Raw genomic sequence first — 12,324 nt, 5'->3', positions numbered from 1 at the left:
GGTTGACGCGAGGAGGGTGTCAATGTAGGTTGACACCATGACCGATGCAACCGATCTCGCCGCACGGGCGGGGGACCGTGATCCCCGGGTCGGCCTCCGGGCCGTCTCCGCCCTGCGGCGGCTACTCGAACAGTTGGAGGCCGTCCAGGTGCGCAGCGCCCGCGCCCAGGGCTGGTCGTGGCAGGAGATCGCGGCGGAGCTGGGCGTGAGCCGGCAGGCCGTGCACAAGAAGTACGGGAGGCATTGATGTTCGAGCGATTCACGCGCGGGGCCCGGGCGGTGGTGACCGGGGCGGTGGAGCAGGCCCGCCGCCACTGCGCCCCCGTGGTCACCGAGGAGCATCTGCTGCTCGCGCTGCTCGACGCGCGGGGCACCAAGGCGTCCTTCGTGCTGCGGGCCCTCGGCGCGGCGGACCGGCGGGCCTCGCTGGAGGCGGCGCTCGCCGACGCCCGCCGCCGGGGCGGCCTGTCGAAGGCCGACACCGAGGCGCTGGCGGGGCTGGGGATCGACGTGCCGGAGATCGTCGCCCGGGTCGAGGAGGTCCACGGGCCGGGTGCGCTCGCCGACGACCGTGAGGACCGTGCGGAGAACGACCGGCGCGCCGGGCGGCCGTCGTTCAGCCGCGAGGCCAAGAGCGTTCTGGAGCGTTCCCTGCGGATCTGTCTCGGCCGCCGGGAGAAGACGATCGGCGACGAACACCTGCTGCTCGCGCTGACCGCCCGCCCGGGTGTCGTGGCCGAGGTCCTGGCGGACCACGGCGTCACGTACGACGGGGTGGAACGGACCCTCGGCCAGGGCGTGCCCGCGCCCTGACCCTGATGGCCTGATGGCCTGATGGCCTGATGTCTCCGGATGGGGGTCAGGGCCGCCGGTCGACGTACTCGTACACCGAACCGTCCGGATGGACCGCGATCAGGTTGCGGCCGACCGGGGTGGGGACCGGACCGGCCAGGATCTTGGCGCCGGCCTCGGTCAGCGCGGTGAACGCCGCGTCCACATCCTGGACGGAGATGGTCGCGGCGACCTTGCGCAGGACCTCAAGCTCCGATTCCGGCCCACTCATGAGGAGGAAGCAGCCGACGGCCGCCACCGACACCCCGCCGCGCTCGAAACGCTGGGCCGGGGTGCCGGTGAGCCGCTCGTAGAACTCCACGGCGGGTTCGAGGTCGTCGACGCAGATTCGCAGAGTGGTCCCCAGAATCACCATACGGACAAGCCTAGTTGAGGCTCATCCGACGCGGCAGAGGATCTCGCCGTGCGGGACCATGAACCAGCCGTCCTCCTGCCGGCCCCACTCGCGCCACGCGCTCGCGATCTCGGCCAGGGTCGCCGCCGTCGCGTGGCCGCCGTCCACCACGAGCTGCGCGTAGACGGATTCCGTCGTCCGGTCCGCCCACAGGCCGCTCCACCAGGCCCGCTCGTCCGGCGTCGCGAAGCACCAGGTGCCGGCGGTCGTGGTGATGTCGGTGAACCCGGCCTGCCGCGCCCAGGAGAGCAGCCGCCGCCCCGCGTCCGGTTCGCCGCCGTTGGCGCGGGCTACCTGGTGGTACAGCTTCTGCCAGCGGTCCAGGGCGGGGGAGGCCGGGAACCAGGTGAAGGCGCCGTAGTCGCTGTCCCGGGCGGCGACCACCCCGCCGCGGCGGCAGACCCGCCGCATCTCGCTCAGGGCCCGCACCGGGTCGCCGACGTGCTGCAGCACCTGGTGGGCGTGGACGACATCGAAGGAGTCGTCGGGGAAGTCCAGGGCGTGGACATCGGCGACGGCGAACTCCACGTTCTCCAGCCCCCGTTCGGCCGCCACCGCCCGCGCCTTGGTCAGTACGTCCTCGGCGGCGTCGACCGCCGTCACGCGCCCCGGCGCGACCAGCCCGGCCAGGTCGGCGGTGATCGTGCCGGGACCGCAGCCCACGTCCAGGACGTCCAGGCCCGGCTTCAGCTCGGGGATCAGATAGGCCGCCGAGTTCGCCGCGGTACGCCAACTGTGCGAACGCAGCACCGACTCGTGGTGCCCATGGGTATAGACGGCGGTCTCTTGGGGCCTGGACTGTTCGGAAGCATGCGTCATGACGGGACTCCCTCGCTATGGGTGGTACGGCAACGGTACGCGCATCACCCGCATGGTGAGACGTGAATCTCGCAATGTGGACGACCGGTCAGCCGAACAGATGCCGCCGGTACCGGAGTTCGTCGAGCGCCCGGCCCGCCGTGGTGCCTGGGGCGACGGTGCCGTCCGCCGGCAGGCCGCCTCGTGGAAGCGCCCCCGGCCCCACCCCGAACCCAGGACCGCGTGCTCCTCGACGTCCGCCGATCCGGTCCCCGTCCCCGGGATGCGCCACCGCGATTTCGACGGCCGGATTCCGGCGGGCATACGGGCCCACGGCCTGGGTACCCGGGCGGTGTGGAGTCGGCGTGGACCGACGTGCGAGGGGCGTCGGGCGGCCCGTCGGCGCCGGCCTCGTACGGGCACGTGGAGGAAGGGCAGTCCCGATGCGGTACGAAACGATGTCCTCGCTCGCGCAGCAGCTCCGGGTCGACGCCGTGCGGGCAACGGACGCCGCCGGCTCCGGGCACCCCACCTCCGCCATGTCGGCGGCCGAGATCGGTGCGGTGCTCCTCGCGCGGCACCTCCGGTACGACTTCGACCGGCCCGACCACCCCGGCAACGACCGGCTCGTGCTCTCCAAGGGGCACGCCTCGCCCCTGCTGTACGCCATGTACCGGGCCGCCGGCGTCGTCGGCGACCGGGAGCTGCTGACCTTCCGCCGCGCGGGCAGCCTCCTCGAAGGCCACCCCACACCCCGGCTGCCCTGGGTCGACGTCGCCACCGGCTCGCTCGGCCAGGGGCTGCCCATCGGGGTCGGCATGGCGCTCGCCGGGAAGTTCCTCGACCGCGTCCCGTACCAGGTGTGGGTGCTCGGCGGGGACAGCGAGATGGCCGAGGGCTCCGTCTGGGAGGCCGTCGAGCACGCCGCGTACTGCCGCCTCGACAACCTCACCCTGATCGTCGACGTCAACCGGCTCGGCCAGCGCGGACCCACCCGCCACCAGCACGACCTCGGCGCCTACGCCGAGCGCCTGGAGGCCTTCGGCTGGCACACCGTACGGATCGACGGCCACGACGTCGAGGCCGTCGACCACGCCCTGCGCGAGGCCCGCGCGACCCTCCGCCGGCCCACGGCCGTCCTCGCCGCCACCCGCAAGGGCCGCGGCGTCGCCGCCGTCGAGAACCGCGAGGGCATGCACGGCAAACCCCTCAAGGACGCCGAGGCCGCCATCGCCGAGCTCGGCGGCTACAGCGACCTGCGGGTCCAGGTCACCGACCCGCCCGCCGCCCTCGTGCCCCGCCCGGACCGGAGCCGCGCGCCCGCGCTGCCCCGCTACGGCCGAGGGGAGAAGGTCGCCACCCGGGACGCGTACGGCGCCGCCCTCGCCGCCCTCGGCGAGACCCGCGCCGACATCGTCGCGCTCGACGGCGAGGTGAGCGACTCGACCCGCACCGAACACTTCGCGAAGGCGCACCCCGAGCGTTACTTCGAGTGCTGGATCGCGGAACAGCAGCTCGTCGGCGCCGCCGTCGGTCTCCAGACACGCGGCTACGTGCCGTACGCCTCGACCTTCGCCGCCTTCCTCACCCGCGCCTACGACTTCGTCCGGATGGCCGCCGTGAGCCGGGCCGGGATCAACCTGGTCGGCTCGCACGCCGGCGTCTCGATCGGCCAGGACGGGCCGAGCCAGATGGGCCTGGAGGACCTGGCCATGATGCGGGCCGTGCACGGCTCCACCGTCCTCTACCCGTGCGACGCCCACCAGACCGCGCGGCTCGTCGCCACCATGGCCGACCTGGACGGGGTCCGCTATCTGCGCACCACGCGCGGCCCCACACCGGTCCTGTACGGGCCCGAGGAGGAGTTCCCGGTCGGCGGGAGCAAGGTGCTCCGCGACCACGGCGAGGACGACCGGGCGACGATCGTCGCCGCCGGAGTGACCGTCCCCGAGGCCCTGCGGGCCGCCGACCGCCTGGAGAGCGAGGGCATGCCGGTCCGGGTGATCGACCTGTACTCGGTCAAGCCGGTCGACACCGCCACCCTCGACCGGGCCGCCGGGACGACCGGCTGCGTCCTGACCGTGGAGGACCACCGTCCCGAGGGCGGCCTCGGCGACGCCGTCGCCGACGCGTACGCCAACGGCCACGCCGGCGTGCCGCGCCTCGCCCGGCTCGCCGTCCGCTCCATGCCGACCTCCGCTACCCCCGAGGAACAGCTCCACGAGGCGGGCATCGACGCGGACGCGATCGTCTCGGCGGTCGAACTGATGCTGGAACGCGTCCTGGTCCGCTGAGCGGGTTCCCTCACCCGTACGGCCCTGGGCCGTCGAGGACCCGGCGGCGAGCGGTGTCGCCGAAGGCCCGCCCCCGAACCCCCGTACCGGCGGTGCGGCCCGCGCCCGCTGGAGCGGCGAAGGCCTCCCAACCTTCGTATAAAGGGCACGGAGGCGCCGTGCGGGGCGGCGGTGGAGTGCGGTGCGGTCGGAGGTGCGGAGGATGCGGCGTACGGCCCCGGAAGGGCGCGGCCCGGTGAGCTACGGACCACCCGCCCCGGAGCCCGGTCTGCCCGTGCTGCCGGGCCTCGCCGCGATACTCGCCGCCGCCGCGGGCCGCTCCGCCGCCGAACCGCCCGGCGGCGGGCCCGTGCTCCGCGAGGCCGCCGGCGGCTACTGGTGGCGGCGCGGCCTGCGCACCCACGCCGAGGACGTCGTCGCCGCGCCCGGCTCACGGTCCCTGCTGCTCGCCCTGATCGCCGCCCACGGCGGCGACGTCCTGCTGCCCCGGCCCTGCCCCGCCTGGTGGACCCCGCAGGCCCGGCTCCTCGGCCGCCCCGCGTACCACGTGCCCACCCCCGCCGAGTGCGGCGGCGTGCCCGACCCGTACGCCCTGCTCGAAACCGTCCGGCGGGTCCGCGCCGAGGGCGGTCACCCCCGGCTGCTTCTGCTCTCCGTCGCCGACGACGTCACCGCCACCGTCGCCCCGCCGGAACTGGTCCGCGAGGCGTGCGAGGCCGCCGTCGCCGAGGGCCTGCACATCATCAGCGACGAGACCTGGCGCGACACCCTGCACCGACGCGGCGACGACACCGTGCTGCTGAGCCCCGCCGAGATGTGCCCCGACGACGTCACCGTCCTGTACGACCTGGGCGCCGCCCTCACCCCGCCCGCCTGGCCCTGCGCCATCGCCCGCTTCCCGCCCGCGGCACCGGACCGCGCGGACCGCTACGCCGACCCGCGCGCCCGCACCCTCGACGTCCTCACCGCGCTCGGCGCCTTCGTCGCCGGGCCGGTCGCCCCGGCCGCCGCGCACGCCCTCGACGAACCGGAGGACGTCACCGTACGGGCCGCCCTCGCCGCCGCCCTCCACGCGCGCGTGGCCGCCGCCGCCCACCACGCCGTCCTCGCCGCCGGGGCGCTCGCCCGGCCGCCGCAGGCCGGCCGCCACCTCTACGCCGACCTCGGACCGCTGCGGGCCGGACTCGCCGCGCGGGGCGTCACCGACTCCATGGAGCTGGAGAACCACCTCGGCCGGCGGCTCGCCACGCCCGTCCCCGGTGGTCACCGCTTCGGCGACGAACTCGGGGCCCTGCGGGTGCGGTTCGACATGGGTGCCTTCCTGGGAACCACCGACGAGGAACGGATGGAATCGCTCACGGCCGCGGACCCGGTGGAATTGCCGCACGTGGCCCGTGCGTTGAGTGAGTTCGGAGCCGCCCTGGAGGAACTCCGGTGACCGCCGGGGCACTTCGCACCGTGGATCCGCCCGTACCCGTCCACCCGCTTCCGCCTTCGCTTTCGTATGCGAGTCCGTTGCGAGTCCGTATACGAGACCGTTCCGACGAACCGCGTAGAAACGGAGCCCGCAGATGACGGAACAGACGGCACGGCCGACGCAGGCCCCGCAGTCCGTACGCGACGGCAGGACCGCCCCCGCCCCGTCGCCCGTCCTCCAGCCCCTCGGCCGGACCAGGACCGACTGGCCCCGCTCGTTCGCCGACCGCCTCACCGCCCCGCTCCCCGGCGTCCGCGCCATGGCCCGGCTCGCCCGCGAGGGCGCCGTGCGCCCCGGCGCCGCGGGTCTGCGCGACATCCCGCTGCTGCCCTTCTCGCCCGGCCCGCTGCCCGAGGCGGGGCCCGACACCCTCGCCGTCACCTGGGCGGGGCACGCCAGCTGGATCCTCCGTATCGGCGGTCTCACCGTCCTCACCGACCCCGTCTGGTCCCGCCGGATCTTCGGCACCCCCGCCCGGATCACGCCCGTCGGGGTCCGCTGGGAAGACCTGCCGCCGGTGGACGCCGTCGTCATCAGCCACAACCACTTCGACCACCTCGACGCGCCCACCCTCAAGCGGCTGCCCAAGGACACCCCGGTCTTCGTCCCCGCCGGGCTCGCGCGCTGGTTCAGCCGCCGCCGGTTCAGCCGCGTCACCGAACTCGACTGGTGGGAGGCGGCCGAACTGGGCGGCGTGCGCTTCGCGTTCGTCCCCTCCCACCACTGGTCCAAGCGCACCCTCCTCGACACCTGCCGCTCGCTCTGGGGCGGCTGGGTCCTCAGCGACCGAGCCGGTCATAGCGTGTACTTCGCGGGCGACACCGGCTACGGCCACTGGTTCGCCGAGATCGGCGCCCGGTACCCCGGCATCGACCTGGCGCTGCTCCCGATCGGCGCCTACGACCCGCGCTGGTGGCTGAGCGATGTGCACACCGACCCGGAGGAGGCGGTCCGCGCCTTCCAGGACCTCGGCGCGCGCCGGATGGCGCCCATGCACTGGGCGACGTTCGTGCTCTCCTCCGAGCCGGTCCTCGAACCGCTCACCCGGGTCAGGGCCGCCTGGCAGCGGGCCGGGCTGCCCCGCGAGAACCTCTGGGACCTCCCGGTCGGCGCCTCACGCGTGCTCGCTCCCTGACCTGCTGCCCGCGCCCGGCTCGCCACGCCCGCTGCCCCGCACCCGCCGCCACAGCGCCGGAGCCCCGCTGATCAGCACGGTCAGGCCCGCCGCCGCCAGCACCCCCTGCCACGGCTCCGGGAAGAGCGAGCCGCCCAGGATCCCGATGAGCTGGTACGTCGCCGCCCAGGCCAGACACGCCGGTACGTCCCCGCGTACGAAGCGCCGCAGCGGCACCTTCGCGAGCAGACACGCCAGCATCACCGGGATCCGCCCCGCCGGCACCAGGCGCGACAGCACGAGCACCGACACCTGGTGCGTGGCGAGCTTCTCCTGCGCCCGCGCGAGCCGGTCGGGGGCGGCCCGGCCGCGCAGCACGGCCAGCCACCGCGAGCCGTTCCTCGACCGCACCCCGCGCTGCCCCAGCCAGTACAGCGCGATGTCCCCCAGGAGCGCGGCGAAGGCCGCCACCAGGAAGACGATGAGCAGGGGCAGGGGGGTCGACTGGTGGAAGGCGACCACCGCCGCCGAGCTGACGATCGCCCCGGTCGGCACCACCGGCACCAGGGAGCCCAGGGCCACCAGCAGGAAGAGCGAGGGGTAGCCGACGGCCTGCTGTGTCGACTCCGGCGGCAGATCGCCGGCCGCGCCCAGCAGACGATCGATCACCGGGCGACCTCGGGCCGCACCCGCGCGCCGTGACCGAGCAGATGCACCGCCACCTTCGGCGCGAGCCGCGCCGCCTGCCGGACGAACTCCTCGCCCGGCGCGTGGAACTCGTGCGGCCGCACCGCGTCCATCCCGATCGGCCAGTACGTGCCGTAGTGCACCGGGATCGCCGCGGCGGGCGAGAGCGCCACGAGCGCCTGCGCCGCCCGGCCCGCGTCCAGATGCCCGTGCCCCAGGTACGGCCCCCAGCCACCGACCGGGAGGAGCGCCACGTCCACCGGGCCGACCGCCTCCGCCATCCCGTCGAAGAGCCCGGTGTCCCCGGCGAAGTACGTCCGCGCCTCGCCCTCGACGACATACCCGAGCGCGGGGGAGCGGTGCGGCCCCACCGGCAGCCGCCGCCCGTCGTGCAGCGCCGGCACGGCCCGTACCGTCACGCCCTCCACCGTCACCGTGTCGCCCGGGCCGACCTCCGCAAGCCGCAGCCCCCGCCCGTCGAGCCTGCGCAGCCCCGGTACGGCTCCGGGCGCGCCGCGCGGCACGACCAGCAGGGTCCCGGGGGCGAGGCGGGCCAGCGAGGGCAGGTGGAGGTGGTCGGCGTGCAGATGGGAGACGAGTACCGCCTCGGCGCGCGCGGCCTCGGGCGGGGGCGGTGCCCCGCGCCGCCGCCGCAGATGCGCCAGCCGACGGGCGAACAGCGGATCGGTGAGGAACCGGACCCCGGAGTCCTCGACCGTGCAGGTGGCATGACCCCACCAGGTGACCTCCACCGGCCCGCCGCCCTTCCGCTCGGTCCTCCGCCCGGCCGCCACCCTTCACCAGGCTCGGCCGCCTGTCACGAGGGTAAATGTCCGAAGCGGGCGACGCGGCGCGTCTACGGTGGGAAGCGGGGGTAGCCATCCGTCAGCAAGGGGATGGGAGTCGCGGTGAGCACGATGGGGACGACCTGCAATTCGGCGCAGTGTCCGCGCTGCGGGGGCGTCCTGGCCGTCACGCAGGACGGCTGGAAAATCTGCCACACCTGTGGCTACTCCTCGCCGCCGTGAGCCCCGCGCGGGCCCGGTGGACGCGGCCTGCTCGGGTGCCCCGGTTCGGAGTAGGGTCGGCCCATGGACGACGTTCGGGTGGCGGCGATCGCCAGTCTCACCCCGCTCGAGGAACTCGACAGCGACCCCTTCCTGGTCGACACGCGCAGCCAGCACGCCATGTGCGCCCGCTGGGCCCTGGACAAGGGCTACGTCGTGACGAGACAGCTGCTCTTCTACGGGATCCGGCCCGACCACCAAGCGCTCTGGGCGGACGTGGACACCGGGCAGGTCGACCTCTTCGTCGCCCCCAACGAACGTGTCCTGGCCCGGGCGTTGACCGACGTGGCCGGCTTCCACGCGGAGTGCGAGCGGCGGGGCGTACGGCTGGAGACGGCGGGGCTCGACGAACCGTCCTACGACGCCGCCCGCAAGGCCGATGTGCACCGCAGGCTCTCCATGCCCACCGCCGGCTACGACGGTTGCTGACCGGGGGCGGGTGCTGACCCGCCCCGCCTCGCTTCGCGTGGGTGATGTGCCACGCTTGAGGCAGGTAACGGGTGAAAGGTGAACCAGGCGTGGGTGACGGGCGATGGCGTACCGCTGGGAGCGCCTTGGTGCGGGTGGTCGTGGTCTGGGCGGTGTCCACGCTGACCATGCTCGCGCTGGCCGGGCTGCTGCCGGACTTCCAACTCCAGTCCGCCGACGGCGACAGCATCACCCGTACCGCCGTGACGGCCGTGTGGGGCGCGGGCGCCTTCGGCCTTCTCACCGCGCTGGTCTGGCCCGTCGTCGTCCGCGCGCTGCTGCTCGTACCGGCCCTGGTCCTCGGCCTGTTGGTGTTCTTCCTGAACGGCTCGCTGCTGCTGATCGCGCTCTGGCTGGTGCCCGACGGGCGCGGCGCCGCCGATCCCGAGACCGCGGTCGTGGTCGCCGCCGTCATGTCGGCCGTCGCCTCGGCCACCTCCACCGCCCTCGCGGTACGCGACGACGACGCCTACCGCCGCCGCCTCTACCGGCTCGCCGACCGCAAGCGGGCCCGGGCCGTGACCGGGGGTCCCGAGCCCGCACCCGGCACGCTCTTCCTGCAACTCGACGGCGTCGGCCACCAGGTGCTCCGCGACGCGGTCGCCGACGGGCTGATGCCGACCGTCGCCGGCTGGCTCGACACCAGCCACCGGCTCACCCCCTGGCGCACCGACTGGTCCAGCCAGACCGGCGCCAGCCAGCTCGGCATCCTGCACGGTTCCAACGAGGACGTGCCCGCCTTCCGCTGGTACGAGAAGGACACCGGCCGGCTGATGGTCTCCAACCGGCCCGCGAGCGCCGTCGAGCTCCAGCGCCGCGCCATCGCCCGCACCGGCGACGGCGGGCTGCTCAGCGTCGACGGGGCCTCGCGGGGCAACCTGTTCAGCGGCGGCGCCGACCAGCTCGCGCTGGTCCTGTCGATGGCCGCCCGCCGGGGGCGGCGCAACCGCTCCCGCGCCGGGTACTTCGCGTACTTCTCCGACCCCGCCAACGCCGTCCGCACGGCGGGCTCGTTCGTCGCCGAGGCGGTCCGCGAGGTGGCCCAGTCGATCCGGGCCCGGCTGCGCAAGGAGACCCCGAGGGTCTCGCGCGGCGGCACCTACCCCTTCGTCCGGGCCTTCGCCACGGTCGTGGAGCGGGACGTGGTCGTGGCGGCGGTGATCGGCGACCTGCTGGCCGGGCGGACCGCCGTCTACGCCGACCTCGTCGCGTACGACGAGGTGGCGCACCACTCCGGACCGCACGGCCACGACACCGACCGGGTCCTCGCCCGGCTCGACCGGTCGATCGCGCTGATCGCCAAGGTCGCCGAGCACGCGCCCCGCCCGTACCGGATCGTGCTCCTCTCCGACCACGGCCAGAGCCCCGGCGAGACCTTCGAGGGCGCCTACGGGCTGACCCTGCGGGATCTCGTACGGGCCGGCTGCGGGCTGCCCGTACCGCGCCGGGTCCGGCGTACCCGCAGCGGCTCGGAGGCCCGGGACGCGGCCCGCGACGCCCTGCGCAGCGCGCTGCACCGACCGGTGGACGAGGACGGCGAGCAGGTGGGCGATCACGTGCGCGACACGTCCGACCCCATCGTGCTGGCCTCCGGGAACCTGGGGCTCATCTCCTTCCCCGGGGTGCCGCACCGGATGACCCGCGAGGAGATCGACCGCCGCCATCCCGCGCTCCTGCGGACCCTCGCCAACCACCCGGGCATCGGGTTCCTGCTGGTGGCGAGCGCCGAGCACGGTTCGGTCGTGCTGGCGCGGGACGGGGCCGAGGTGCCCGTCGCCGAGCTCGCCGACGACGGTCCGCTCGCCGTCTTCGGCCGGGGCGCGGCGGACACGGTCCGGCGCACGGACGGCTTCCGGCACGTCGCGGACATCATGGTCAACTCGATGTACGACCCGGCGAGCGGCACCGTGCACGCCTTCGAGGAGCAGATCGGCTCGCACGGCGGCCTCGGCGGCGAGCAGGCGCATCCGTTCCTGCTGTCGCCCGTGGCGTTCTCGGAGCCGGTCCCGGCGGGGACCGATCTGGCGGGCGCGGAACAGCTCCACCAGGTGCTGCGCCGCTGGTTGTGGGAGTGCGCGGGCCCGCAGGTGCCGCTGGAGATATCCCCGTCCACGAGCGATGCGGAAGTTTTTCTTCCGGTTGATGGCCCGGTCGTACCGGAGAAAAACGGCTGATTTGGTGGGGCGTCTCAGCTCCCGGACCATGTTCGGGTTTGCACGACGAGAGGCGCACCACCCCCCCCATGGGCACGGCCATACCCGCACAGCCCGCACCCGCGGAAGAGACCAGGCACGCCCGGCGATTCGGACTCCCGGTCGCGACCGCCCTGGTCATGGGCAACATCATCGGCGGCGGGATCTTCCTGCTGCCCGCCTCCGTCGCCCCCTTCGGCACGATCAGCCTGGTCGCCTTCGGCATCCTGACCCTCGGCGCGATCGCCCTCGCCCTCGTCTTCGGCCGGCTCGCCCACCGCCACCCGCAGACCGGCGGCCCGTACGTCTACGCCCGCGCCGCCTTCGGCGACTTCGCCGGATTCCTGGCTGCCTGCCCCTAGCGTCGCAACCGTCATGCACGTACCCCTATACGGGGCCCCCGCGTTTCCTGGGGGCTGTGCGACTCAGCGTCAACACTGACGCAACGACGTCGCCAGAGAGACAGCGCGAGACCAGCACAGCGGCACGCACTGCGATTGGGGGAGTAGAGGCAGGGTGGGCAACGGACCTGGACGTCAGTGCTGTCAAGGTTCGCCCGGCTGACCGTCCGGATCTGGGCAACTGGATGCTCAACCGGACAGACGACTTCGACGGAATCATCTGGGCGCGCCTTGACAGGGCCGTCCGCTCCATGGCGGACATGGCTGATCTGGGACGCTGGGCAAAGCAACGCAGGAAGCGGCCCCCGTTGCACCCGTGGAAGCGCCGTACGCGCCCGCTCTCGTGACCTACGGAGACGCGGCCGATGCGCTGGGCGTCGCCCCGGAAACGGTCCGCGGGTGGGCGAACGACGGCAAGGTGAAGAAGTACGACGGACCGACCCCGCACACGCGGCGGGTCGACCTGAAAGAGTGCAAGGCAGTGCAGGCCCGCCGTCAGCTCGTCGGAGCGTGAGCAGAGCCCTCGTCGGTCATCCGGCGGGGGCTCTTCTTGTTTCTACGGGCCCTTGACCCGAAGACT

Annotated in this window: 13 protein-coding genes and 1 pseudogene; 10 read left to right on the top strand and 4 right to left on the bottom strand. The window is 74.0% G+C overall.

What is annotated here, in order from left to right:
• Nucleotides 1–37 precede the first annotated feature (37 nt).
• Nucleotides 38–247: a helix-turn-helix domain-containing protein gene (locus Q5762_RS24170; RefSeq protein ID WP_315894318.1), complete on the top strand. Its 210-nt coding sequence runs from the start codon at nucleotides 38–40 to the stop codon at nucleotides 245–247.
• On the top strand, nucleotides 247–813 hold the full coding sequence (locus Q5762_RS24165) for a Clp protease N-terminal domain-containing protein (RefSeq protein WP_315894317.1): 567 nt from the start codon (nucleotides 247–249) through the stop codon (nucleotides 811–813). Before Q5762_RS24170 ends, Q5762_RS24165 begins: the two co-directional genes overlap by 1 nt.
• A 46-nt stretch (nucleotides 814–859) precedes the next feature.
• Here Q5762_RS24165 and Q5762_RS24160 read toward each other — a convergent pair whose 3' ends face one another.
• Both Q5762_RS24160 and Q5762_RS24155 read right to left on the bottom strand, forming a co-directional pair.
• Nucleotides 860–1,207, bottom strand: a complete 348-nt coding sequence (locus tag Q5762_RS24160; protein WP_315894316.1) for a VOC family protein — start codon at nucleotides 1,205–1,207, stop codon at nucleotides 860–862.
• 21 nt (nucleotides 1,208–1,228) lie between these two features.
• Complete coding sequence (locus tag Q5762_RS24155) at nucleotides 1,229–2,065, bottom strand: methyltransferase domain-containing protein (RefSeq protein ID WP_315894315.1); 837 nt, start codon at nucleotides 2,063–2,065, stop codon at nucleotides 1,229–1,231.
• A 422-nt stretch (nucleotides 2,066–2,487) separates the two neighbouring features.
• Here Q5762_RS24155 and Q5762_RS24150 point away from each other — a divergent pair, with 422 nt between their 5' ends.
• The 3 genes from Q5762_RS24150 to Q5762_RS24140 all read left to right on the top strand — a co-directional run bounded on the left by Q5762_RS24150 (nucleotide 2,488) and on the right by Q5762_RS24140 (nucleotide 6,950).
• Nucleotides 2,488–4,338, top strand: coding sequence for a transketolase (locus Q5762_RS24150; protein ID WP_315894314.1), 1,851 nt, complete (start codon nucleotides 2,488–2,490; stop codon nucleotides 4,336–4,338).
• A gap of 202 nt (nucleotides 4,339–4,540) precedes the next feature.
• Complete coding sequence (locus Q5762_RS24145) at nucleotides 4,541–5,776, top strand: aminotransferase class I/II-fold pyridoxal phosphate-dependent enzyme (protein WP_315894313.1); 1,236 nt, start codon at nucleotides 4,541–4,543, stop codon at nucleotides 5,774–5,776.
• Nucleotides 5,777–5,909: 133 nt separating this feature from the next.
• The gene (locus Q5762_RS24140; protein WP_315894312.1) at nucleotides 5,910–6,950 is read left to right on the top strand and encodes an MBL fold metallo-hydrolase; all 1,041 of its coding nucleotides are present in this window, start codon (nucleotides 5,910–5,912) and stop codon (nucleotides 6,948–6,950) included.
• On the opposite strand, the gene Q5762_RS24135 is transcribed toward Q5762_RS24140, so the two are convergent.
• Together Q5762_RS24135 and Q5762_RS24130 are read right to left on the bottom strand one after the other, a co-directional pair.
• A complete protein-coding gene (locus Q5762_RS24135; protein WP_315894311.1) occupies nucleotides 6,930–7,598 on the bottom strand; it encodes a VTT domain-containing protein in 669 nt (222 codons plus the stop codon). The two genes, Q5762_RS24140 and Q5762_RS24135, sit on opposite strands and share 21 nt — an antisense overlap.
• On the bottom strand, nucleotides 7,595–8,368 hold the full coding sequence (locus Q5762_RS24130) for an MBL fold metallo-hydrolase (RefSeq protein ID WP_315894387.1): 774 nt from the start codon (nucleotides 8,366–8,368) through the stop codon (nucleotides 7,595–7,597). Before Q5762_RS24130 ends, Q5762_RS24135 begins: the two co-directional genes overlap by 4 nt.
• Nucleotides 8,369–8,707: 339 nt before the next feature.
• Here Q5762_RS24130 and Q5762_RS24125 point away from each other — a divergent pair, with 339 nt between their 5' ends.
• From Q5762_RS24125 to Q5762_RS24110, 5 genes and pseudogenes are all read left to right on the top strand, one after another.
• The gene (locus tag Q5762_RS24125) at nucleotides 8,708–9,112 is read left to right on the top strand and encodes a recombinase family protein (protein ID WP_315894310.1); all 405 of its coding nucleotides are present in this window, start codon (nucleotides 8,708–8,710) and stop codon (nucleotides 9,110–9,112) included.
• Between the two features lie 89 nt (nucleotides 9,113–9,201).
• Complete coding sequence (locus Q5762_RS24120; protein ID WP_315894309.1) at nucleotides 9,202–11,325, top strand: phage holin family protein; 2,124 nt, start codon at nucleotides 9,202–9,204, stop codon at nucleotides 11,323–11,325.
• A 68-nt stretch (nucleotides 11,326–11,393) separates the two neighbouring features.
• Nucleotides 11,394–11,696, top strand: a pseudogene (locus Q5762_RS24115) (amino acid permease); the annotation flags it as partial.
• A gap of 65 nt (nucleotides 11,697–11,761) precedes the next feature.
• Nucleotides 11,762–12,091, top strand: a complete 330-nt coding sequence (locus Q5762_RS40030; RefSeq protein WP_399495254.1) for a recombinase family protein — start codon at nucleotides 11,762–11,764, stop codon at nucleotides 12,089–12,091.
• The gene (locus Q5762_RS24110) at nucleotides 12,061–12,258 is read left to right on the top strand and encodes a hypothetical protein (RefSeq protein ID WP_315894308.1); all 198 of its coding nucleotides are present in this window, start codon (nucleotides 12,061–12,063) and stop codon (nucleotides 12,256–12,258) included. Before Q5762_RS40030 ends, Q5762_RS24110 begins: the two co-directional genes overlap by 31 nt.
• The last annotated feature ends 66 nt before the right edge of the window (nucleotides 12,259–12,324 follow it).

This window comes from Streptomyces sp. P9(2023), from assembly GCF_032436795.1.
In the GTDB taxonomy this organism is placed as follows: domain Bacteria; phylum Actinomycetota; class Actinomycetes; order Streptomycetales; family Streptomycetaceae; genus Streptomyces.
Note: the sequence above shows the minus strand (reverse complement) of the source record. Positions and strands in the feature narration are given on the sequence as shown.